The organism is Mesorhizobium sp. M1307 (assembly GCF_040318155.1).
Lineage (GTDB): Bacteria > Pseudomonadota > Alphaproteobacteria > Rhizobiales > Rhizobiaceae > Mesorhizobium.
Genome location: NZ_JAMYLR010000013.1, coordinates 98,522 through 120,013, shown reverse-complemented (window position 1 = coordinate 120,013; position 21,492 = coordinate 98,522). Strand labels below are relative to the sequence as shown.

Genomic DNA, 21,492 nt, shown 5'->3' with positions numbered 1-21,492 from the left:
CGGAGTGCCTTGATCGCATGCGACATCATCACCCGCTCTCCGCATGGCCGAGAACGTGCATCAGCCGGTTTGCCCAGCCGAAGATCGATATGGCGTGGATCAGGTCGATGATCTCGCAGTCATCCATGCCGACTGATCGAAGGGCGGCGATATCGTCTGTCGTCGCTTCCGACGGTGCTGCCGAGAGGCGGCGGGCAAAGCTGTAGATTGCCGCATCGCGTGGGCCGAGCGCTTCAGGTTTGTCGAGATACAGCGCGGTGACCACCTCGTCGCTCTTGGTCAGTTCTGCGTGCCTGCGGGCGTGAACAACGGCACAGAATTTGCAGCCGTTGACCATCGAGGCGCCCAACGCGCCAAGTTCCCGATCGGGACGGGCGAGCCCGCCCTCGACATACATGATTGCGTTGAACAAGATGGTGCGGGCAAGATAGCTTTCCGGATCATGCACAAGGGTCCGTACATATTCCGAAACTTTCTTGGCCGACGGCGTAACCTTCATCGCATCGAGCTGTTCCGGCGTGGCCTCGGATAGCTCGACCGGCGCGATGTACGGATGCCAATTCAATGGCTTCAGACGAACCGAGGAGATCATGTCGACCTCATCAGGCGCAATCCGGACGCCACCCGTGTCTGGAAGTTGACAAAAGCAATCAGTTCGGAGAGCGCGACGACCTGAGGATTGTTCAATCCAGCCTTCTCCAGGAGAGCGATATGGCTCGCTTCCGCGCTTTTCGGTGTCAGAGTGATCAGGTCAACATGACCAACGATGGTCGCCAAGGGTTCAATCAAATCCGTTTCCCCTTGGGCCAAGGCCAGAAGCTGCTCAGTCGGGTCAAGCTGAGCCAGCTGCACATCATACTCGGCCATCAGGATAGGATCGGCATTCAGGGCGGCCATGCGGCGGGCCAGAGCAACCCTTAAATTCGGCGCCAGCCCCTGATCGTTTGCCGGCTGCAGGACGGAGAGGCGACATTCTTCCGCCCCTCGCACGAATTCCGGCCGAAACCGCCGTGCGGCGAAAAGGGTATCATCCGGTGAAAGGCCGGCAGCCTTGTCCATCGCGTCGATCACCACGCAGCCTCCTTCTGCAGCAAGGGTGTTGAATCGACCCATTCGTCGCCCAGAAGTTCGGGCGTGTCGTAGGCGATCAGATTGGCGAAGTGGGTTTCGACGTCCTCGGCAAACAGCGCTGCGGCAATGCCGCGGACCAGACGGTCGGCCCCGGCGCTGACGGCCGGGATATCGCCAGAGACCTTGCCATGGGTCAGCATGGCGGCGTCGTTGAAGCAGTGGATATGCGCCAGCATCGGGCAGGAGCCGGGGACGTGTTCGCGAAACTCGAAGGCCGGACCGAGATCCGGCGCGTCCGACATGCCTGCACGAGCCGGCCCCATATCCGGCCTATATCGGCCATCCGACCAGGTGCGGATATGTGGGGCGATCGCCGCAAATTCCGGGCGGCCGCTGAAGTCGTTTGAAAAGCCGGTTGCCGCGATCAGAAAGTCGTAGCGCAACGGCCCCTGCGTGGTTTCCACCAGCAGGGTCCCTGTCTCCTCCTTCACCGCAACTATGCCGCAGTCGAGAAGGAACCGAGCATTCGAGTGGCGAGACACGCGGAGTGTCGATGAACGCGGCGGCGGTGTCTGGGTCGAGGCGGTATAATCGAAGAATTTCCACTTCCAGGCATCCGGCAAGTGATGCATGCCGAGTACGACACCCGGGCTGCCTATGCCGGTCAGCTTGTTGATGCGCGGCATTTCCTTGCGCCGGATCAACATGTCAACAGAGCCGGCTCCCGCCTCGAGTGCCGTTGCGGCATTGTCCATGGACGAGGCACCGGCGCCGATGACAGCGACACGCTTACCTTTCAGCGTGTCGAAATCGATGTCGTCGGCGGAATGGGCCCAATAGGCGCGATCGATGCCGCTGAGGAAATCGGGCACGGCAAAACCGCCCAAACCCGACCGACCGGTGGCCAGAACGAGACGACGGGTGAGAACCCGGCCGGTTTCCGCGCCTTCGATATCGATCGCAATCAGATCTCCAACGGCTGCCAGTCCGGTCATGCGCACGCTGTTGCGCACCGGCAGGCCAAGAACCTTGCGGTACCAGACCAGGTAGTCCATCCACTGGCCCTTGGGGATTTTGTCCAGCGACCGCCAGGCCTCAACGCCCCATTGCGCCGTGAACCAGGCGCGGAACGTCAATTGCGGCAGGCCGAGCGACGGACCGTGCAGGGTTTTTGGCGACCGAAGCGTTTGCATGCGGGCAAACGTCACCCATGGTCCTTCGAGCCCGGCTGGAGCCGCATCATAGGCCACGACATTGGTTATCCCGGTCAGCACCAGCTTTGCCGTGGCAGCAAGTCCGCACATGCCGGCGCCGATCACCACGACATCGCGGACCGGCACGCCATCGTGCGAACGCGCGGGAACCCATGGCTTGGCGGGCAGTTCGAGAAAGTCGAGATCTTGCGCGAGCTGTACTTCGAGCGCAGCAAGACCTGTCGACGTTGGCGCGGCGGGGATATGCTTCATATTCCCGTTCCGTGATTTGTACCGGACGCAGGATCGGTCACCAATTGGCCAGCCAGGGCCGGATCGAGTTTCTTGAAGCCGACGATCGACCGTTCAGCCACCGCCTCGACCGCATCCATCAACGCCTGAGCGACTGGACGAAGCGGGCGTTTCTCGGCAGCCACAACGCCCCAATAAAAGAGAACGGTTGCGTCGATCGGGCGGATGACGACATCGGGCAGGGCGACGCCATAAGCGGTGAGGGGATCGATGACGGCCGCCGCACCAGTCTGACGCACGATCTGTAACGCGCCATATGCAGTATTCGTCCGGATCACTGGTCCTGTGTCGATGCCCCTGGCCGCCAAGGCTTTTGAGACATGCAACTGGAAACGTAGGGGGTTGAGCAGTGTGGCGACGCGGCGACCGGCAAAAGCGGAAAGCGGTATGACGTCAAGTTCAGCCAGCGGATCGTCCTCCCGCACGGCAGCAACATCAGGCGCTGAATAAAGCCGCAGGACATCCAAACCAGGCGTATCGAGCGGCAAGCTTGAAAACCCGATTTCGGCACGTCCGCTCCGCACCTCCTGGGCGACGATTGAGGGGAGGAACTGCCCGAGATGCGTCTCGTGCGGAAGTTCGACACCTTTGAGCTCGGCCATGGCCGTTGGGATCAAGCCAGTACCGATCGCGGAAGTGGTAACAATCTGCAGGATTCGCCCTCTGCCGGCGGCAATCATCTTGGCCCGCGCGGCAAGCTCGGTGAAAGACATCAGCAATCGTCGCGCCTCCTCCTCGAAGGCGGCGCCTTCTTCAGACAGCTGCACCCGGCGACCGACCCGGTGCAGCAATTCGAAGCCGAGTTCTGCCTCGAGGTCCTGAATGGTGCGTGTCACCGAAGGCTGGGAACACCCGAGCATCTCAGCAGCCTTGGTGATGCTGCCGTTGGCGGCAACGGCAAGGAAGCTCTGAAGGTCGCGGGTTTCCATGTTCTCTCTACATACGCAATCCGTATGATTGACATCGTCTCATTCATTTTTGATATATGTCAAGCGGAAACGAATATTCGCTGAGGCATGTTGCAATCGCGGGCTCAGGCCGGAATCCCATCGCCAGAAGCCGACGATGGCAGATGCGGCTCCGATTTGTGGAACCTCCTAGTGAGAAATGGAGGCTGCAAGGCCCGCAACAGGAGGGAATTTATGCGCGTAAGCATTCTTGGCGCCGGAGCGATTGCTTACGGCCTTGCCGCCTATCTGGCCGAAGCGGGACATGACCCTATGCTTTGGTCGCCTTCCGGAGAACGCACCAAGGCGCTGGCCGCCGGTGGATTGCTGAAGGCTACCGGAGCTATCAAGGCAACGACTAAGGTGCGCATCGCCAAGGATTGTAAAGACGCCATTGCCGATGCCGACGTCGTCATAATCGCGTTGCCGGCTTACGGCCACAAGATGGTGATGGACGCTGCCACTCCTTATCTAAGGGACGGAACGCCGGTTATCATCAGCTCGCACAGTTCCTTTGGGGCACTGTATCTCTCCAAGCGGCTTGCCGACCGGAAGGTTAGGCTGCCGATCGTCGTCTGGGGTACCACGCTCGTGACCGGGCAACAGCGCGGGCCAGCCGAAATCGATGTTGCAACCGTTCGCCAGAAACTGGATGTCGCGACGCTGCCTTTCAGTGCTCAGGACCAAGGGTTCGAGCTTTGCACGAGCTTGTTCGGCGATCGTTTCGTCAAGCGCGACGGCATGCTTGCTATCGCGCTCAGCAACCTCAATCCGCAGAACCATCTCGGGATCGCTCTTCTTAATCTCACACGCATGGAGAAGGGAGAACAGTGGAGCCAGGCCGGAAACGTCACCCCGGCTGTCGGCCGCTTTATCGAGGCTCTGGACGCGGAACGATTGGCGATCGCCGCCCGTTTTGGAATTGCCGTGCGCACAGTTGAAGAGCATTTTTCATTGTCGTTTCACGTCCCCATGGCCACCGTTTCGGAAATGAACCAGGAGATGGATCGCCAAGGCCGCGGCGGCTTCGGCCCGTCAACCATCGAAAGCCGCTATATTCTCGAGGACGTTCCGTTCGGGCTGCTGCCGACCGTTTTGTTGGGGAAGATCAGCGGAAATTCAGCGATTCTCCATGAATCTGGAATTGCCATATTCTCGGCGGCTTACGGTCGCGATCTTAAGGGAGATAATGATATTCTTCCCGCGCTGGGCTTCGAGGGAATGGCAAAAGCGGACCTCGAAAACCTTTGCCGTAAGGGATTTTAACAAGTTTCCACAGTGGACTGGGACATAGGCCAAGTGCCCGAAAAACCACCGGCGCTGGTTGCCGGCGAGCACGACATGCAGGTTCCTCGGCGAGCGCCGGGAGATGTCTCCAGGAACTCAGCACGAGATCGAATGGTCCCGCCCGGCGGTGTGAGTGGGTCTGTAGCAGGGTCCGTCATCGAAACCCAGTGCGGCATGGTTCCATCAGTTGCCAGATGCCTGAACATTGCATCAACTGCGCAGGCGCTTCGCGCCTCCATCAAGATACCGGCCATGCAGGCGCCGACAGTCCGGAACAACGAGTGTCGTAGCCCGTTCAGGATAAGTGGTTCGTCCACATCAGCTACGCGAGATAGACATGTTCCGATTTCTAACGTTGGCAGGGACCATCTTGGGTCTGACGATGTCGCCGGCGCAGGCCGCCAGTGATGCGGATCAGGCTGTCGAACAATTTCACCGTACCTGTCTGGCCGAGGGTCCCAATTTCGAGCGCATGATAGAGACCGCGCACGAACGCAGGTGGACACTTATTGCCGAAGCAGGCTTCGCCGAACTCGCGCCAATCGCTAATCCAACCTCAGTGGAGGCATGGCTGGTGGCCGAAGCGGAGGAAGGATTGCCAGCAGGAACCATCATCGGCACCACCAAGGCAACGATGAGCGGCAAACCGGTGCAGACGTGTACGCTGGCATTTCCCGATGTCGATCAAGAAGCATTTCGGAAGAGTTTCTTCACCCGTACGGATGCCGAGAAGATTGCCGAAGATCGCGATACGGAGGAGTTCTCGCGTCTCTACATCCTCGTTGCCGGCGGACGTAAGCAATTTGTCCGGCTGGTGGTCGTGCCTTCAACGCCACCAGGAAACCCGCGCGTCGTTGCCAGTTCGATCATGGCCGACTGACATGTCATTCCTCCCGCCCCCGTGCTCCTCTGGAGGGCGAACACTGCGAAATGTCGCGAGCAGCAGAAGGTCGTAGATAATTTTCAGCCCACCGGCGATGATCAGAGGCCAGCCGAAGCTGGAGACGGCAAGGAGAGCCCCTGCGAGGACTGGACTGGCGGCCGCCGCGAGGCTGCGCGGGACGGCGGTGATGCTCGCCGCGGCAGCCCGCTCTTCGGGCGTCACCACGGCCATGACGTACGATGTGCGGGTCGGCACGTCCATCTGCGACAGCGCGCTTCTAATCAGCAGAAGAACGATAGCCGGAGCGACGCTCGGCATGAACGGGATGAGCACCAGACAGAGGCTCGACGGAAGGTGCGTAAACACCATCGTGTTTATGAGTCCGATCTGCTGGGAAATTCGCACAGCGACCAAATAGGACGCAGCTGAAAGGACTCCCGTCCAGAAAAAGATTGCGCCGGCGGCGAGCGACAGGCCGAACCGTTGAAAGAGCCAGAGGGCCAACAACGACTGGACGACGAAGCCGCCTGCGAAAGCATCGAGGCTGAAGAGTGCGGCGAGCGTTAGAACGATGGAGCGAGACCTGCGCAATGGCTGTGCCGACACTCTGTTTGCGTCAGGCGCGTCACTCGGCAGCCGCCGATAGAGGAGCACCGCCGCCAACCCAAGCGAGGCATAAAGTAGAAAAGCTGCCTGGAGGGCCTGTTTCCAGACCGATGGCGTCGCGGAGAAAGTCGGGCGCTCCGGCGGCCAGCGCCCCGACGGCGCCGGCGAGGGAGCCGATGAGGCTGTAGCGCGCAAAGAGCGCCGTGCGGCCGCGGTCGGTGACGTTCTGAGCAAGCTGCGCATGTTCGAGCGGTAGAAACACGCTGACGTCCCCTGAAGATGGGTTCAGCGTGCCGACGAATGCGATGAGAAGCAGCGGCCAGAAGTCGCGAACTGCAGCGAACACGATCCCCGTGGCTATCATCAGGACAGCCGCTGCGGTCAGCAGGGCACGACGGGAGAAGCGATGCGCGACGATCCCAACGGCCAGGGTGAGGACGGCTGAACCGGCGAGCGTCGCCGTCGACAGGGTTCCGATCTCGAAGGCGTCGAAGCCGAGCGTGGCCAAATAGGCGGGAAGCAGGATGCTGACCAGACCGTCACTGAACGCCCGCAGTCCCCTTGATATCAGCAGGTTCGCAGCAGTCGGCTCAGCACCGACGGGAAGGAGCCTGAAGCGCCGCTTCGGAATAGCTTTGCGCAAGCCGTGAACGAGCCGCTGTAACGTCAACGATGCCTCCTTACCCCTGGTAAGCGGCGCTGGCTGCACGGGTTAGATCGCTCCTGTCGCCATCCCGTAGAGCAGCCCGAGGATCGAACAGCCGGCGAGCACCGGGAGCATGCCGATCTTGAAGCGAAACACCGCTAGCAGCGCACCCAATGTCAGGACGAGCGACGCGATGTTGACGGAGCTGGGCACGGGCACATCGAATGTCATGCCGAATCCTTTGACCTCGCGCAGTGATCCAAACAGGACGTGAAGCGCGAACCACACCGCCAGGTTCAGGATCACGCCCACCACGGCCGCCGTGATGGTCGCCAGCGCGGCGGACAAGGCCTTGTTGCTGCGCAGAGTTTCCACAAATGGCGCACCAACAAATATCCACAGGAAGCAAGGCGTGAAGGTGACCCAGGTGGTTAGCAGGCCGCCCAGCGTTCCGGCGAGCAGTGGATTAAGCGATCCCGGCGCCCGGAACGCGCCCATGAAGCCGACGAACTGGGTCACCATGATCAAGGGGCCAGGCGTCGTCTCCGCCATGCCGAGGCCGTCCAGCATCTCGCCAGGCTTCAGCCAGCCATAGGTATCGACAGCCTGCTGCGCCACGTAAGCAAGGACGGCGTAGGCGCCTCCGAAGGTCACGACCGCCATCTTCGAGAAAAAGACCGCGATATCGGCGAAGACATTGCCGGACCCTAACAGCACGAAAAAGCCGAGGACAGGTGCCAGCCATAGCACCAGAAACACGCCTCCGATCTTCAACGACCAGCTGACCGGCGGGCGAGCATGGGCAGGAATGCCTTCGCCGAGCGCCGATTCCGCGTCGGCGACCTGCTTGCCGCCGACCTTGCCATGGCCGTTGCCCGCCATGAAAGCTGCCAGCCCGGCCCGCCCGCCGACGTACCCGATCACTCCGGCCGTCAGGACAATGAGCGGGAATGGGACATGGAACAGGAAGAGCCCGATGAAGGCGGCGGCGGCGAGGCCTATCATGACTTTGTTCTTGAGCGCCCGCTTGCCGACCCGGATAACCGCCTCGAGCACGATGGCGAGGACGGCGGCCTTCAGACCGAAGAAAAGCGCCTGCACCGCGCCGACATTGCCAAATATTGCATAGATCCAGCTCAGCGCCATGATGGCGAGGACGCCGGGCAGTACGAACAGCGTGCCGGCCACGAGCCCGCCTCGGGTTTTATGCAGGAGCCACCCGATGTAGACGGCGAGCTGCTGGGCCTCCGGTCCTGGCAGCAGCATGCAGTAGTTCAGCGCATGCAGGAATCGCGTCTCGCCGATCCAGCGCTTCTCCTCAACGAGGATGCGATGCATTACCGCGATCTGGCCGGCCGGGCCACCAAAACTCAATGCAGCGACTCGCGCCCAGACCCGCACTGCTTCGCGGAAGGGGATGCCATGCGAAGGTTCATCCCCCAGCGCATTCGGATGGACGGCATGGACGCTGGTCATTGGTTCCCCTCACCCGCGCTTCTGGCGGAAATACTGGTAGAGATTGTCGAAGACCGGGCCGCCCTGCCCGATCCGCTGCTCGTCGCCCTTATTCGTCATGGCGATGCCCGCGATTAGGCTGGCAATGCCCGTCGTCTCGTCGCGCCCGAACTTGCCGTCCTTGAGGTCAATATCATGGACGATCTCGGCGATGGCCTGCAGCGCCGGGTCGTCAAGCCCGGCCCGGGTGAGCAGCACCTCGAAGCTGCAGCGGTCGCCCTCATGGGTTATCTCACCGTCAAACATATCAAAGCGCAGCTCTCCCGGTTTTGCCGCATAGCTCTTGCCCGGGACGAAGCGGATGACGGCGTCTGGATCAATGAAGCGGCGGATTAGCCAGCTGCAGGCCATCCGGTCGACGTGCACGTCGCGGCGTGTCACCCAGATCCGGCCCTTGAGGTCAGTAATCGGCTCAGTCGCCTTTGACTCCTCGGTCATGGGCCGGTCCTCCACGAGATGCGTCTCGAGCTCGCCGAGCAAACCCTCGACCGCGAGGCGACCTGTGGCGCCGAAGAAGTCGATCGTGTCCACCTCGGCGAGCCGCTTGCGTATTCGGCCGAGCTGCGACCGTGTCTCCGCACGCTTTTCCGGCGTGGCGTTCGCGCCGATCTCGGCGGCGAGACCACGCGCTTCCTTGGCGATCTCCGCATAGTCGGCATCACGCGCCGCATCGAAGAGCGCTTGGACCTCGGCATCCGACAATCCGTCGACGAGACGCGCCTCGCACACCATCGCCTCGCCACCACCCGCGACGATCTCCTTCAGGAGCCACTCGAAATCCTCCTGCGTCTCGGCATTGGCCGGCAGTGCATAGACGGTGCTTTTTACCGCGACCGCGCCGATGCCTTGCAGCCGCCGCCAGATCTTCACCCGGAAATAGGCCGGCTTGCTCGGCAGCCGATGGATAAGGAGCAGCCAGCGCTGTTCCGTCGTTTCCCCCTCACTCATAAGTGAACCGTATCACGTGCAAAAATAAATGCAACACTTGTATCATTTCATATTCGGGCGTAGCCTTGACCTCCTTATGGCAGTGGGCCGCCTGGGCTTGTTGCCAAAACAAGGGAGACAACGCTGTGAAATGGGTTACCCGCGAACGTCCGGTCATCGACCGCATTGCCTGCCCCTGGCTGATCGCCCGCTTCATCGACAAGGAGTCCGAATTCCTGTTCGTGCTACCCGATCAGGTGATCTGTGTTGCCGAGGAAACGGGCGCCACACCGTACGACGTGCCGGGCGTCGAATTCACGCATGTCGGCGACGGCTGCAGTTTCGACACCTTCGTCTCGAAATACGGCCTCGAGCGCGATCCAGCCATCGTGACGATCGCTTCGATCGTTCGCGGCGCCGACACGGATCGGCACGATCTTACTCCACAGTCGGCGGGGCTGCTTGCGATCTCCATGGGGCTCAGGGACGTGACGCCCGACGACCAGGAAGTGCTCAAGCACGGCTTCGTCATCTACGACGCGCTCTATGCCTGGGCTTCGCGCCGCAAGGCGGAAACGCATAGTTGGCCACCTGCCATGAAACCGGCCGTGGCTTGAAAAGCTGGGCGATGGGGGCAGATCAAGGAGAACTCCCATGCGTGCAAAACTCGTGAGCGGCGCGATGCTGATCGCGGTCTCGGCGCTGCTGGAACCGGCATCGGCGGCATCCAATTGGCAGACAGTCGCGCAAACACTGGGCAAAGCCGGAACGGAAATGCCTGGCGGCGTCTACCGGGTCGGGTTGCCACGAACGGACCTGAAGGTTTCGCTCGACGGCGTGGGCCGCGACATCGCTTCCTAGAGGTTGACCCGAACGACACGGCTGAGTACGGAGGCCGGGAACAGCGCGATCGTCACCCACGGCAGAAGCCATGAGGTGAAGCCGCTGGTCCCGAAGGTGGGTACCCAGCCGAGCATCACCGAAAACACGATGACCAGCAGCGCCGCCATGAAGAAGTTCGGGGTCGACGCGCCGATCAGCGAAAATGCATGGAGGAACCTGTCCATGAAGCCGCCATTGCTGACGGCGCCGGCAATGCCGAGCGTGATCGAGAGAATGAAGGCGAGAACGCCGCCGCCGGCAAGCAGAGCCGCCGTCATCGGGATGCGGGCGGCAAACTCCGACGAGATCGGCTTTCCCGTTCGCAGCGATATGCCGAAATCGCCGGCCAACGCGCCGGAAAGCCAGCGTCCGTAGCGGATCGGCAACGGGTCGTAGAGACCGAGCTCGTTGCCGATCTTGGCGATCATTTGCGCGTCAGCGCCGGGACCTGCCGCACGCTCGGCAATGAGCGCCGCAACATTGCCCGGAGCCGCCGCAACCAGGGCGAATGTCAGCGCGGATGCCGCCAGGATCAAAAGGCAGGCAAGCAACATCCGTCGCAGGATCGTGCGTTTCATCGTCAGGCCTCGCTTGGGCTCGAACTCTTCAGGCCTTCAGCGTTATCGCCTTGAACGGCAGGTCATAGTCGGTCGCCGGAAGCGAGAAATTCTCCGCGCGCGGATTGTGGGCCCACAGCCGCTGGCTGACGACGAGCGGACAGATGGCGGTGTTGTCGTAGAGCCAGTCGTAGAGGGCCTGCATCTTCAGGTCGCGTTCGGCGCCGCTCGCCTCGAGCGCAGCCTTGACTACGCCGTCGAGCGCGTCCGAGACATAGATCTTGCCGTCAGGCCCGCTGTCCGCCGTCGAGACGAAAGCATTGCCAAGGGTCCCGTGAGGGTCATAGGGAGCGCCATAGGTAGTGAAGAAAGCGAGATCATAGTCGAAGGCGGGGCGTCGTTCATGCATGGTGGCGTTGTCGACAGAAGAGACCTGGACCTGGAAACCGACCTCGGACAACTGGCCCTGAACCATTTCGGCGATGCGCCGCGATCCCGGTAGGGACTCTTCGGAAACCAGAAAGTCGATGGTCAGAGGAGAGCCAGCCTTGGTCCAGGCACCCCGCTGTCGACCCAGCCGCCATCGGCGAGGATCTTCTTGGCCGCCGCGACATCACGCACCGGCACGTCATGCCGCTTGGCCGACGAGGGCACATTCGCTGGGAACAGATCGGCGGCCGGGTCGGCAAAGCCCTCGAACAGGACCTTGGCGATCGCCGCGCGGTCGACCGATGCATAGACGGCATCGCGAACGGCCTTGTCGGCGATGACCTCCATTCTGCAGCAGCTCGAGATCACCGGTCTCCGCGGCGATGGCAATCTTCAGCGTGTCGTTGGTTTCGGAAAAGGCGGTGCGTGGCAGCGCGGCGGCGAAGGCAAGGCCGGCGGTGGAAACAAGGAAATTGCGGCGGTCGAGAGTGATCATTTCAGTTCCCCTTTTTTGATTGTTGGTAGCGATTGTACACATGCATTCCCATTTGTATAGACATATGCGACGCAAATCCAAGTTGGCGCGCAGCGTTGCGGCCGGCAAAGGAAAGCGCCGTCTCGGGTAATGTCGCCGTGCCGGCGCGGGTCTCGACAAGCGCTAAATCCAGCTCAGCGTCATCGCCGCCAGCGCGAGGTAGCGGCCGACCTTCGCGATCGTGACGATCGCAAGGAAGCTCCAGAATGGCTCCTGCAGCGCTCCCGCCACAACCGTCAGCGGATCGCCGACAAGAGGCAACCAGCTCAACAGCAGCGACCATCGTCCATAGCGCTGATACCATCGCGTCGCGCGCGCCAACGCCGAGGGCTTTACCGGGAACCATTTGCGGTCGCGAAAGCGATCGATCCCCCGGCCGAGCCACCAGTTGACGATCGAGCCGAGCACATTGCCTGCGCTTGCGGAGGCGATGAGCAGAGCCGGAGCATAGCTTTCTGTCAGAAGCAGTCCCGCAAGCGCTGCTTCCGATTGCATCGGCAGAATGGTCGCCGCGGCAAACGCGGTCAGGAAAAGACCGCCATAGATGGCGAGCTCGCCAAGCATTTCGAGCTCTCAGCTTGCCGTGGGCCATTTCGGGTGCCGATCGTCGACGACGTAGCCATGCGAATGCTCATAGCCCGCTTCCGACCATACTGCGTCGCCGATGTGCCGGTCGTCCTCAGGCAGATCGACATGCGTATGTACAAGCACGTCGGGATCGTGTTTCGGCCAGAGCCAGATCGCGGCAAGCAGGGCTGCGGCGCCAATGATGCCGAGCAGAATGAAGGTGAAGGGCAATCCCATCGCCGCACCGAGGCGGCCGGCAATGGGATAGCTGATCAACCAGCAGGCATGCGAAAGCGCGAATTGGGCAGCAAACAGAGCGGGCCGGTCGACGGCATCGGCGGAACGCCTGATCAATCGGCCCGAAGGCGTCTGCGCCAGCGAATAGCCGAGCCCCAGCACGAACCAGAGCGGCAGCAGCAGATAGTAGCTGCCGGCGAGCGGTCCCACCAGCACGCCCGCGACCAGGATCGCGGCGCCCGAGAGCATCGCAACCCGGTCCGGGACGTTCTCCAGCAGCCGCGGCAGGGCAAGGGCTGCAATCATCGATCCGCCGCCGAAGGCTGCGAGCGCCAGCGCCGTGTCACTTTGCGAGAGGCCGAACTGCGCCTGCACCAGGACGACCGTGTTGACGATCACCATCGCGCTTGCCGCCGCGACGGCAACGTTAAGGGCCAGCAGCCCGCGCAATCGCGGCGTCGCCAGATAGATGCGGATTCCGCGCGTCGTGCGCTCATAGATGCCGCGCGGCTCCGAGGCTTGCGGGCTGGGCAGCACCACGGAGACGACCAGCGCCGCGGACGCCAGGAAGCCGACAACCGTACCGGCGAACAGGCCGTGGAAGCTGATGACGGAAAGCAGCGCCGCCGCCAGCATGGGACTGACGACGCTTTCCAGGTCGTAGGCCAGTCGCGACAGCGACAGGGCCCGCGTGTAGTCCTTCTCCTCGGGCAGCACGTCAGGGATCGAGGCCTGGAAGGTCGGAGTGAAGCCTGCCGACGCCGACTGCAGGACGAAGATGAGAAGATATACCTGCCAGACTTCGGTAACGAAGGGCAGGAACACCGCGACCGCAGCCCGGATGAGGTCGAGCGAAACCAGCATGGTGCGACGCGGCAGGCGCTCGGCGAACGCAGCGGCGACAGGCGCCACGCCGACATAGGCGATCATCTTGATGGCGAGCGCCGTGCCGAGCACCGCGCCGGCATCGGCGCCGGCAAGATCATAGGCCAGCAGCCCGAGCGCCACGGTGGCAAGGCCGGTGCCGATCAGGGCGATGACCTGGGCCAGGAAGAGATGACGGTAAGTGCGATTGGCCAGGACCTGAAGCATATTTGTCTTCTTGCAGCGGATGTCGGTTCGTCGAGAACTGGCGCGAACGGCCTGCCTGTCTCAGTGATGGTGACCTTCCGGCTCGACCATCTTGAACGGCAGCACCTGCTCGCGACCCTTCGCGGCCAGGATCAACCTCGCCTGGAACTCATGCGGCTCGGCAGGGGCGACGGTGCTCTCAAGCCGATGATGGTTGTCAGCGGCGGGCTCGAGGCGAAGCGTCTCTGGCCCTTCGGGTCGATCGATGATCACCGTCCCCGTCAGATCGTCGGCGTGGCGATCGATGGTCAGCCGCATCCGCTCGCCAGCCGGTGTATCGACGATTTCCAATGTCCCTTCAGCCAGATCGCAGGCGACCTTGAAGGGCTCCGGCGCATGATGGTGAGCATGAGAGGTTTCCGCGCCAGTGACGGCGGGCCCGGCCGGGCTCACCAGGCGGACATTGGCTTCCGCCAACGCCGGCAAGTGAGCGAACAACTCCTGCTTGAGGGCTTCGGTTACGCCCAGCACCTCCTTGGCCGTCGCCGTCTCCGGTACACTGACCGCGACGTCGGCATGCAGACGATGTCCGATCCAGCGTGCCTGCACGCTATGGACATGCTCGATGCCGGATATGTGCTCGGCAGCGTGATGGATGTCATCGACGATGCCAGGTTCGACACCGTCCAGCATGCGGGTCAACACCGCTTTCGACGACTGCCAGACGATGGCGAAGATCGCCACAGTGATCAGAAGTCCGATGATCGGATCGGCAAGCAGCAGGCCCAGCCAGACGCCGATAGCGCCCAGCACGACCGCCAGGCTGGTAAAGCCGTCGGTGCGAGCATGGTAGCCGTCCGCGATCAGCGCAGCGCTATTGATCTCTCGCCCGACGCGGATACGAAATACGGCGACCGCTTCGTTGCCGATGAAGCCTATGAGGCCGGCGATGGCGACCCAGCCAAGAAATGCGATGGGCCGCGGATTGATCAGGCGGTCGATCGCCTCGTAGCCAGCGACGATGGCGCTGAAAAGAATGATGAGAACGATGACGATCCCGGCCAGATCCTCTACGCGGCCCAGTCCGTAGGTGAACGTCTTGCTCGGTTTGCGGCGGGCCAGCACGAACGCGATCCACAGCGGGATCGCCGTGACCGCGTCGCCGACATTGTGGATCGTGTCGGCCAGCAGCGCCACGCTGCCGGAGAGGAACACGACCACAAGCTGGAGCGCTGCCGTGATCGCCAGAACAACGAACGACCATTTGATCGCCCAGATGCCGCGCGTCGTCGTGGCGATCGTCGGATCGATGACGCCATGGGTGTGGCCATGGCCACCATCAGCGTGGTCGTGTCCGTGCCCCTCCATGCCATGCGTCATCGCGCCAAACCCAAGCCAGTCGCGAACGTTGTCCATCATGGCGCTTTTCACAGGTACTTGGTGATGTCCTTGAACTCGTCGATCGAGCGGCGCTGCTCGCGCGCCAAGGGCCCGACAACGTCTTCAAGGCAATGGTTGAGATGATCCTGGATCAGGGTCTTCTTGGCTTGCGAAATGGCCTTCTCGACCGCATGAAGCTGCTGGGCGAGATCGAGGCAGGGCCGGCCTGCTTCGATCATGTCGATCACACCCCTAAGATGTCCGCCGGCCCGTTTCAGGCGTTTGACGATATCGGGATGGGTTTCGTGGATGTGACGTTGCTCGCCCATGTTTCGATACTATCCTCCTGGAGTGGATATGCAAGCCTCAAAGAGGCCTCGATTTTAATGTAGCAAAAACCATTCGTTAGGATTTTAGAGAATAATCGCCGTTCATGCCGAATCGGATCCACAGCACAGTTTTTTGTCTGGTCATCGCTTTAGCGATGATGCTCGGCGTGCTCCGTCCTTTCGGCTATTCGACCTCACACGATCCGATCGCGATTGCCACCGCGGTTGAACGTCACGGCGGAGCCGCCGCGCAGATCGAAGATCATGACCATGCACACGATGATGGCGTTTCGGGTGAGCAGGGCTCTGACCATTTTCACGGGCACAATGCGGCAGACCACTCGCACGAGACGGCGAGTACACCCTCCGACTTCGCACCGACCGTTCCACAGGTCGAGCGGGGCTGGCTGAATTATCCGCCGACTTTCATCGATCCGGGCACGACATTCCGGCTCGAGCGACCGCCGAGACCATTCCTCGCCGCATGATCGCGGCCGCTCACGCGGCCACCCTCAACGACGAAGATTGGAAATCTTGTGCAAGGACCCTTCGACCGGGGCCGGTCACGCTCGTGTCGCGAACGTTGGCGGCCCGCCCTTCCCCTGCTTATCGCTCTCCTGACCCTGCCGGTGCTGACCGGAGCAGCTTTTGCCCATGCCGTCGCTGCCGGCGACAAGGGCTACATCCAGGAAATCTCGGGCATCAACGTGCTGCCCTTCATCTATCTCGGCGCCAAGCACATGGTGACCGGATACGACCACATCTTGTTCCTGTTCGGGGTAATCTTTTTCCTCTACCGGATGAAGCATATCGGCATCTATGTCAGCCTGTTCGCGCTCGGCCACTCCACGACCATGCTGCTTGGCGTCTATTTCAACGTCGGCATCAACAGCTACATAATCGACGCCATCATCGGGCTGTCCGTGGTCTACAAGTCGCTGGACAATATGGGCGCTTTCCAGAGATGGCTCGGCTTCCAGCCGAACACCAAGATCGCGACGCTGGTCTTCGGCTTCTTCCATGGTTTCGGCCTGTCGACGAAGATCATCGAATACAACATCTCGCCGGACGGCCTGGTGGCCAACCTTTTGGCCTTCAATGTCGGCGTCGAGATCGGGCAGCTCTTGGCTCTTGGCGCCATCCTGATCGTGATGGGCTACTGGCGCCGGACACGAAGTTTCTGGCGCCACGCCTATACCGCAAACGTCATCATGATGACGGCTGGTTTCCTGCTGATCGGATATCAGCTCACCGGCCTGTTCGTCGCCGCATAAGGAACCGAATCATGTACAACACCGACCTTCCCAGCCGCGCCGATTTGCCGACGTCAGCGCAGCTGAAGCGCTCCACCTTCATTGCCGCGCTGACGGCTTTCGCATTGGTCATCACGGTCGTCATGCCGTCCGAGTATGCGATCGACCCGACCGGAGCAGGCAGATTGCTCGGCCTCACCAGAATGGGCGAAATCAAGACACAGCTGGCAGCCGAGGCGGCAGCCGACGAAATGGCCAGCGCGAAGGCACCAACCGAGCGGATGACGCAAATGGTCCCTCCGGCCGAGTTGATGGCGCGCATGGACCGAATTGAAAACCTCCTCGTCGCCCTGACCGCCGAACGGCCTGCTTTGCAGCCGTCGCCAACTGGGGAGGCCGTATCCCAAGACAATGTGACAGTTGGAGAGATCGCTCCTGCCGAGGCTCCGGCCATTGCTATAACGCCTGCCGCCGAAGCAACCTCGGAAGCCCCGATCCAGCCAGATGGAAGGCAAGACGAGCTATCCTTCACGTTGGCGCCAGGCCAGGGTGCCGAAGTCAAGCTCGTGATGCGGCAGGGCGCCAAGGCAAACTTTTCCTGGACAGCTGACGGCGGCGTGGTGAACTTCGAGACGCACGGCGATGGCGGCGGTCAGTCCGTCAGCTATGAAAAGGGTCGCAGCGTTCCAGCTGACGAAGGTGCCATTGAAGCCGCCTTCGATGGAAATCATGGTTGGTTCTGGCGCAACCGCGGTGACAGCGACGTGACCCTGACGATCCAGACTGAAGGCGACTACATCGACATCAAGCGTATGATCTAGCGCATACAGGGTCGCCCGGCGCCACTTCGACTCGTCGGGCGTCACCTATCCGTCTGTTCCACCGACGAGCGCAGATGCGCGTCGAAGCTTTGCGCCGCGACGAAGACACGGCTGACCTTCAGGTAAACGGGTCTTGATCCATCGCTCGATCTGGTTCACGGCATTTCAGCCCGACGAGATTTGCCAAACGGCTACGCCGGCAAGCGCCAAGCCGGCAGCGCCCTCAATGGCTCGGGAAATGGCATCGAACAGGCGTGGCCGGCTATCGAAAAAATGCACCAGACGTTCACGAAACAGGATCGACAGCACCGCAACGCAAGACAGCGTCAGCGCCACGCCGGCCATCATTGTGATTGCGAAAAGAATGCCGGCGACCGGAACGCCTCTGGATATCGCAAAGGTCATCACGAAAAGCGTCAGCGGGCATGGGATCAGGCCGGCCATGACGCCGACGGCCTCGCCCTCATGCTTGTGGTGATGGCCGTGGCTCAATGCGCGCCAGAGCATCCAAATGCCGATCAGGCCAAGCAGGCCCCGACTGACGTCTTCCAGCAGCGGGGCGCGGCCAACACTGCCCAGGGCAATCGATACCAACGGCAACGAGAGCGCCGCGATCAGCACGGCAATCGTTACATGCGTGAAGGAGAGTGTCAGCGACACCAGAAGCCCACGCCGGACGCTGGCGTCCGATCCTGCCAGATAGGTGGCCAGGACAGCCTTGCTATGGCCCGGCGTCAGCGCATGCGCCGCACCGAACAGAATGCCCATGGGCAGAAAGGCCGTGAACGCCAGCCAACCGCCGCCGGCCGCAAGCAGTTTGATCTGCTCGGCCAACGCCAGGTAGATCGTGCGTTGGAATTCGACCAGCGTCTGGAACATGGCCATCGAACCGGCTCCGGGGTCAGCCGCACGTCAATTCGAGGCGCGTCGCGAAAATCTTGCCGAGATCGGTCCCCGTCGGATCACTGAAGAACGCGTCTGTCAGGCTCTTCTGGTTCTGCGCGATGGCCGTGTCCGGATCTGGACGGACGACGGAACGTGAGCAGCCTTGCGGCAGACCGGCCACCGCAAGCTTGTCGTCGTCGGTAAAGTCGATTGCCGTGTAGAAGGTCGGATCGTAGACACCGATACTGACTTTTCCAGCAAGGGCCAACGGGTCCTTCGGCTGCGTTTCGAACTGGACGACGAGTTGATCGTTTTCATAGCTGACGCTGAACTTCGGGGGTGGCGCCATCGTCACGTCCTTGCCGTTCAAGGTCACCATCTGAAAATAGTTGTACTCGGCCAACGAGGCATGGATGGTGAGAGCGACTTCATCGAGTTCCTTCGCATCAAGGACAAGGTCGGAATTCTTGTCGAATTCCATCAGCACAGTGCTGGAAAAGAGGTCGTCGAAACGCCAGAGATGCCGAAGCGACTTGACCGTGCTGTCTGGACCGACGGTCAGGTCCAGCTTCGCTTCGGCAAAGACATGCGGATGGGCGTTCGCTGCCGCGGCCGAAGCGAGCAACAGCGCCGCGCCGGATACCATGCCTGTGAGTTGCACTTTTCGCTCACATTTCGCTCGTCGATTCCGCATCAGGCAGGACACCTGCCATTGCAAGCAGGCCGAAATGGGACGGGCCAAAGCCCATACCAACCTTGATCGATCAGGGCTGTGTTGCTTCATTTAAGGAGGCAGCTACCCAAGGTCGCCCTTCAGCGAATGTTTGAGCATGATCACCGCGATACCAGCAAGGATTGCCAGCACTATCATCCAGATAATCTTTTGCCGATCGCTCAATTTCCTGCTCCTGATCGATTCAGAGCATTCCTATCGCGAGTTCCTTGCAAACGCAAAAAGCCCCGCGTCCCGTGCAGATAACACCAGCTGATCCACCCCAGTCGTCCGCGATCGAGCTTGCAATGACCGTGTTCGATGTGATCCGGGACCTCGGGAACGGCAAATGGACAAGCTGCTTGCGATTGCCGGCTGTCAATATGTAGAGTTTATGTAGAGTTTGGAAACTTGCATTCCGTTTCTGTCCTCGCCGATTGTTTCGGCATCCGTCCGGCGAAGAAACGCTCCTCGAATGCCGCGCGGTCGACATCGAATAGCTTTATGGAGCAAGTTTGCACGGACTTGCCATTCAAGGTGGCTTTTGTCACCGCGATCATGGTTTGGCCGGAAAGGTCGTCACCGGTCGCCTCCCAAGCCCTGGAGGGCGTCTACGTCATCGACGGGGCAAGTGCTGCGTCGCCAGACAACGGAGTCCATCCGCGTCTCCTGGCCGCAGGACGGTTCGTTCGAAGTCAGGTCCATGGGCAACACAAATACCGTGAAAAGCTTCCAACGCCAGATCGACATTATCGGCACGCACCAGCGGCGATCTCAGGCATATAGCAGCGAGCGCCGGGATAAAGAGGGGCTTCGACATCAGCACACCGCAGGGTCAAAAAATGGACCCTCTGGCACGTTAGTCAAGAGTAGCGGGCCCAGCGGCTGCGACGAGATCGACCTCCATCCGACTGTCGGCGGCTGCGCCGTCGCCCCGTAGTATCATTCGCCAGTTATTCTCCGGACGCGGTCCGCATTGAAGACCCGCGGTAGCCGTCGAACTTGTGTGTCCATCCCTCGGCCCTCGGGAGGCTTCTCCACCAGGGTGGGGATCAAAGGAGCGATGAACGCTGGCCGGCTGGTGCTGGCCACCTTGCTTGCGTCGTCAAATCGCCACCTGCCCAACCCTAGATTAGCCCGCGCATCGTCAGTTCAGCCTTCAGATAGGCATAATAGATCGGCGCGGCGACAAGACCTGGCATACCAAACCAGGCTTCCATAAAAAGCATCGCCAGAAGTAGCTCCCAGGCACGCGCATTGATCCGCGAACCGATGATCTTGGCGTTTACAAAGTATTCGAGCTTGTGAATGACGATGAGAAAGGCAAGCGAGCCGAGTGCTGCAAGGAAGGAGATGCTAAGGCTGACAACCACGATCACCGTGTTGGAGATCAGATTGCCGATGACCGGCAGAAGGCCGGCGACGAAAGTCAGCGCTATCATTGTCCTGATGAATGGCAGATCGATGCCGAAGGACGGCAGAACAGCGACGAGATAGACCGCCGTCAGAAACGTATTCAACGCCGAAATCCGGATTTGCGAGAACACGATGTTGCGAAAGGCCTTGCTCAGAATGTTGACACGATCTGCCAGCGCGACCGCCAGTGGGCCGGGCTCGCGCGATGGCGCCGCCGAGCTCACCGCGATCAAGCCGCCGATCACCATGCCGACGATAATGTGGACCACAAGGATGCCGACATCCCGCCCGACGAGTTGAAGCTGGCCGGCATGTTCGCGGAGCCACCGGGCCGCGAAGACTTCCAGTTCCTCGATGTTTGATGGAAAATAGGCCATCGCCCAGGTCGGGAGATGGACGCGCGCGGTATCGATGATCTCGGCCATCTTCTTGAGGAGCGTCACGACGTTCTCCGAACCGCCAGTCAATTGCGACATGCCGCTAAAGATAGCGGCGGCTATCAGGAGCGTGAAAATCAATGCCACCAAGGTCAGCGCAAGGCTTTTCGTCACGCTGTTGGAAACGCCGATTCGATGGAGCATCGGTGCAGCGAAATGAACGAGATTGAACACGAGAAGGCCCGAAAGCAGTGCCGGAAGCAGCCCGAGTTCGAGAACGGCGACGAGCGCAATGAGCGCGAGCAGACACGACGCGAGATAGAACCGTGAGAAAGTCAGCACTTTTCACCTGCAGAAGCAGCCAAGTCCTCTCCGGGTATATTTGCTTTGATACCCGGTGATGCGCAAGCGAACACGCGTTCAACACGTGTGTAAGGCTAACCGCCTCGGAGGTCCGATGCTTGCGCGCCAGGTCGCCCGCTTTTGCCCCGCCTCATGCTCACGCAGGACCGCGATGATCAGCTCTTCCGTAAACCGCTTTCTTTTCATCAGTCCGCCCTTCAATCGAGCCGGACTCTAATCTCAGGTGGAGGAAATTGCCCGTGGCAGGTCAGCCGCTCGAGAATGTCATGCCGGTCGGCAAGAATGATCCTC

The 21,492-nt window shown here is 61.1% G+C and carries 24 protein-coding genes and 2 pseudogenes; 8 read left to right on the top strand and 18 right to left on the bottom strand.

The features are described 5' to 3' along the window. Window positions 1-28 precede the first annotated feature (28 nt). The 4 genes from NKH16_RS17455 to NKH16_RS17440 are packed head-to-tail and all read right to left on the bottom strand — an operon-like array spanning window position 29 to window position 3,505. Window positions 29-592, bottom strand: coding sequence for a peroxidase-related enzyme (locus NKH16_RS17455; RefSeq protein ID WP_352689173.1), 564 nt, complete (start codon window positions 590-592; stop codon window positions 29-31). Then, window positions 589-1,071, bottom strand: a complete 483-nt coding sequence (locus NKH16_RS17450; RefSeq protein ID WP_352689175.1) for a CMD domain-containing protein — start codon at window positions 1,069-1,071, stop codon at window positions 589-591. The genes NKH16_RS17455 and NKH16_RS17450 overlap by 4 nt, the downstream gene beginning before the upstream one ends. Beyond that, entirely contained in the window at window positions 1,068-2,537 is a 1,470-nt protein-coding gene (locus tag NKH16_RS17445; RefSeq protein WP_352900726.1) for an NAD(P)-binding domain-containing protein, read from the bottom strand. Before NKH16_RS17445 ends, NKH16_RS17450 begins: the two co-directional genes overlap by 4 nt. Then, window positions 2,534-3,505, bottom strand: a complete 972-nt coding sequence (locus tag NKH16_RS17440) for a LysR family transcriptional regulator (RefSeq protein WP_352689180.1) — start codon at window positions 3,503-3,505, stop codon at window positions 2,534-2,536. The genes NKH16_RS17445 and NKH16_RS17440 overlap by 4 nt, the downstream gene beginning before the upstream one ends. A 213-nt stretch (window positions 3,506-3,718) precedes the next feature. On the opposite strand from NKH16_RS17440, the gene NKH16_RS17435 reads away from it, so the two are divergent. Both NKH16_RS17435 and NKH16_RS17430 read left to right on the top strand, forming a co-directional pair. After that, window positions 3,719-4,789, top strand: coding sequence for an NAD/NADP octopine/nopaline dehydrogenase family protein (locus tag NKH16_RS17435; RefSeq protein ID WP_352689183.1), 1,071 nt, complete (start codon window positions 3,719-3,721; stop codon window positions 4,787-4,789). A 358-nt stretch (window positions 4,790-5,147) separates the two neighbouring features. Beyond that, on the top strand, window positions 5,148-5,690 hold the full coding sequence (locus NKH16_RS17430) for a hypothetical protein (protein WP_352689185.1): 543 nt from the start codon (window positions 5,148-5,150) through the stop codon (window positions 5,688-5,690). 21 nt (window positions 5,691-5,711) lie between these two features. Here NKH16_RS17430 and NKH16_RS17425 read toward each other — a convergent pair. The 3 genes and pseudogenes from NKH16_RS17425 to NKH16_RS17415 form a co-directional block, all read right to left on the bottom strand. Next, window positions 5,712-6,930 (bottom strand): annotated as a pseudogene (locus NKH16_RS17425) (MFS transporter); the annotation flags it as partial. A gap of 81 nt (window positions 6,931-7,011) precedes the next feature. Beyond that, a complete protein-coding gene (chrA, locus tag NKH16_RS17420) occupies window positions 7,012-8,421 on the bottom strand; it encodes a chromate efflux transporter (protein WP_352900722.1) in 1,410 nt (469 codons plus the stop codon). 9 nt (window positions 8,422-8,430) lie between these two features. Then, window positions 8,431-9,408, bottom strand: a complete 978-nt coding sequence (locus NKH16_RS17415) for a chromate resistance protein ChrB domain-containing protein (protein WP_352900720.1) — start codon at window positions 9,406-9,408, stop codon at window positions 8,431-8,433. A gap of 125 nt (window positions 9,409-9,533) precedes the next feature. Between NKH16_RS17415 and NKH16_RS17410 the strand changes: the two genes are divergently transcribed. Together NKH16_RS17410 and NKH16_RS17405 are read left to right on the top strand one after the other, a co-directional pair. Then, complete coding sequence (locus tag NKH16_RS17410) at window positions 9,534-10,004, top strand: chromate resistance protein ChrB domain-containing protein (protein WP_352900718.1); 471 nt, start codon at window positions 9,534-9,536, stop codon at window positions 10,002-10,004. A gap of 37 nt (window positions 10,005-10,041) precedes the next feature. Beyond that, window positions 10,042-10,248 carry a hypothetical protein gene (locus NKH16_RS17405; protein ID WP_352900717.1) on the top strand — a complete coding sequence of 69 codons (207 nt, stop codon included), beginning with the start codon at window positions 10,042-10,044 and terminating at the stop codon, window positions 10,246-10,248. On the opposite strand, the gene NKH16_RS17400 is transcribed toward NKH16_RS17405, so the two are convergent. Genes NKH16_RS17400 through NKH16_RS17390 form a run of 3 tightly spaced genes read right to left on the bottom strand, consistent with a single transcriptional unit; the run spans window position 10,245 to window position 11,603 of the window. Next, entirely contained in the window at window positions 10,245-10,847 is a 603-nt protein-coding gene (locus tag NKH16_RS17400; RefSeq protein WP_352900714.1) for an ABC transporter permease, read from the bottom strand. The genes NKH16_RS17405 and NKH16_RS17400 overlap by 4 nt on opposite strands. Before the next feature lie 28 nt (window positions 10,848-10,875). Further along, on the bottom strand, window positions 10,876-11,346 hold the full coding sequence (locus tag NKH16_RS17395; RefSeq protein WP_352900756.1) for an ABC transporter substrate-binding protein: 471 nt from the start codon (window positions 11,344-11,346) through the stop codon (window positions 10,876-10,878). A gap of 11 nt (window positions 11,347-11,357) precedes the next feature. Beyond that, the gene (locus NKH16_RS17390; RefSeq protein ID WP_352900712.1) at window positions 11,358-11,603 is read right to left on the bottom strand and encodes an ABC transporter substrate-binding protein; all 246 of its coding nucleotides are present in this window, start codon (window positions 11,601-11,603) and stop codon (window positions 11,358-11,360) included. On the opposite strand from NKH16_RS17390, the gene NKH16_RS17385 reads away from it, so the two are divergent. Then, a complete protein-coding gene (locus tag NKH16_RS17385) occupies window positions 11,593-11,811 on the top strand; it encodes a hypothetical protein (protein WP_352900709.1) in 219 nt (72 codons plus the stop codon). The two genes, NKH16_RS17390 and NKH16_RS17385, sit on opposite strands and share 11 nt — an antisense overlap. Before the next feature lie 102 nt (window positions 11,812-11,913). Here the strand turns inward: NKH16_RS17385 and NKH16_RS17380 are convergent, their stop codons facing one another. From NKH16_RS17380 to NKH16_RS17365, 4 genes are read right to left on the bottom strand one after another with little or no spacing between them, the layout of a single operon-like run. After that, a complete protein-coding gene (locus tag NKH16_RS17380) occupies window positions 11,914-12,354 on the bottom strand; it encodes a YqaA family protein (RefSeq protein ID WP_352900707.1) in 441 nt (146 codons plus the stop codon). A gap of 9 nt (window positions 12,355-12,363) precedes the next feature. After that, window positions 12,364-13,686: an MFS transporter gene (locus NKH16_RS17375; RefSeq protein ID WP_352900704.1), complete on the bottom strand. Its 1,323-nt coding sequence runs from the start codon at window positions 13,684-13,686 to the stop codon at window positions 12,364-12,366. Between the two features lie 60 nt (window positions 13,687-13,746). Further along, the gene (locus NKH16_RS17370; RefSeq protein ID WP_352900701.1) at window positions 13,747-15,084 is read right to left on the bottom strand and encodes a cation diffusion facilitator family transporter; all 1,338 of its coding nucleotides are present in this window, start codon (window positions 15,082-15,084) and stop codon (window positions 13,747-13,749) included. A gap of 8 nt (window positions 15,085-15,092) precedes the next feature. Next, the gene (locus NKH16_RS17365; RefSeq protein WP_352900698.1) at window positions 15,093-15,374 is read right to left on the bottom strand and encodes a metal-sensing transcriptional repressor; all 282 of its coding nucleotides are present in this window, start codon (window positions 15,372-15,374) and stop codon (window positions 15,093-15,095) included. Between the two features lie 104 nt (window positions 15,375-15,478). Here NKH16_RS17365 and NKH16_RS17360 point away from each other — a divergent pair, with 104 nt between their 5' ends. From NKH16_RS17360 to NKH16_RS17350, 3 genes are all read left to right on the top strand, one after another. Next, complete coding sequence (locus tag NKH16_RS17360) at window positions 15,479-15,862, top strand: hypothetical protein (RefSeq protein WP_352720463.1); 384 nt, start codon at window positions 15,479-15,481, stop codon at window positions 15,860-15,862. Between the two features lie 135 nt (window positions 15,863-15,997). Then, entirely contained in the window at window positions 15,998-16,648 is a 651-nt protein-coding gene (locus NKH16_RS17355; protein ID WP_352900753.1) for a HupE/UreJ family protein, read from the top strand. An 11-nt stretch (window positions 16,649-16,659) separates the two neighbouring features. Beyond that, a complete protein-coding gene (locus NKH16_RS17350) occupies window positions 16,660-17,448 on the top strand; it encodes a hypothetical protein (RefSeq protein ID WP_352900695.1) in 789 nt (262 codons plus the stop codon). 165 nt (window positions 17,449-17,613) lie between these two features. Here NKH16_RS17350 and NKH16_RS17345 read toward each other — a convergent pair whose 3' ends face one another. The 4 genes and pseudogenes from NKH16_RS17345 to NKH16_RS17330 form a co-directional block, all read right to left on the bottom strand. Beyond that, complete coding sequence (locus NKH16_RS17345) at window positions 17,614-18,327, bottom strand: HoxN/HupN/NixA family nickel/cobalt transporter (protein ID WP_352466347.1); 714 nt, start codon at window positions 18,325-18,327, stop codon at window positions 17,614-17,616. A 22-nt stretch (window positions 18,328-18,349) separates the two neighbouring features. Beyond that, window positions 18,350-18,979 (bottom strand): DUF1007 family protein, encoded by a 630-nt coding sequence (locus NKH16_RS17340; RefSeq protein WP_352900750.1) that lies wholly within the window; start codon window positions 18,977-18,979, stop codon window positions 18,350-18,352. A 1,193-nt stretch (window positions 18,980-20,172) separates the two neighbouring features. Continuing rightward, window positions 20,173-21,180 (bottom strand): AI-2E family transporter, encoded by a 1,008-nt coding sequence (locus NKH16_RS17335; RefSeq protein ID WP_352900692.1) that lies wholly within the window; start codon window positions 21,178-21,180, stop codon window positions 20,173-20,175. Between the two features lie 100 nt (window positions 21,181-21,280). Next, window positions 21,281-21,387 (bottom strand): annotated as a pseudogene (locus tag NKH16_RS17330) (transposase); the annotation flags it as partial. Between the last annotated feature and the right edge of the window lie 105 nt (window positions 21,388-21,492).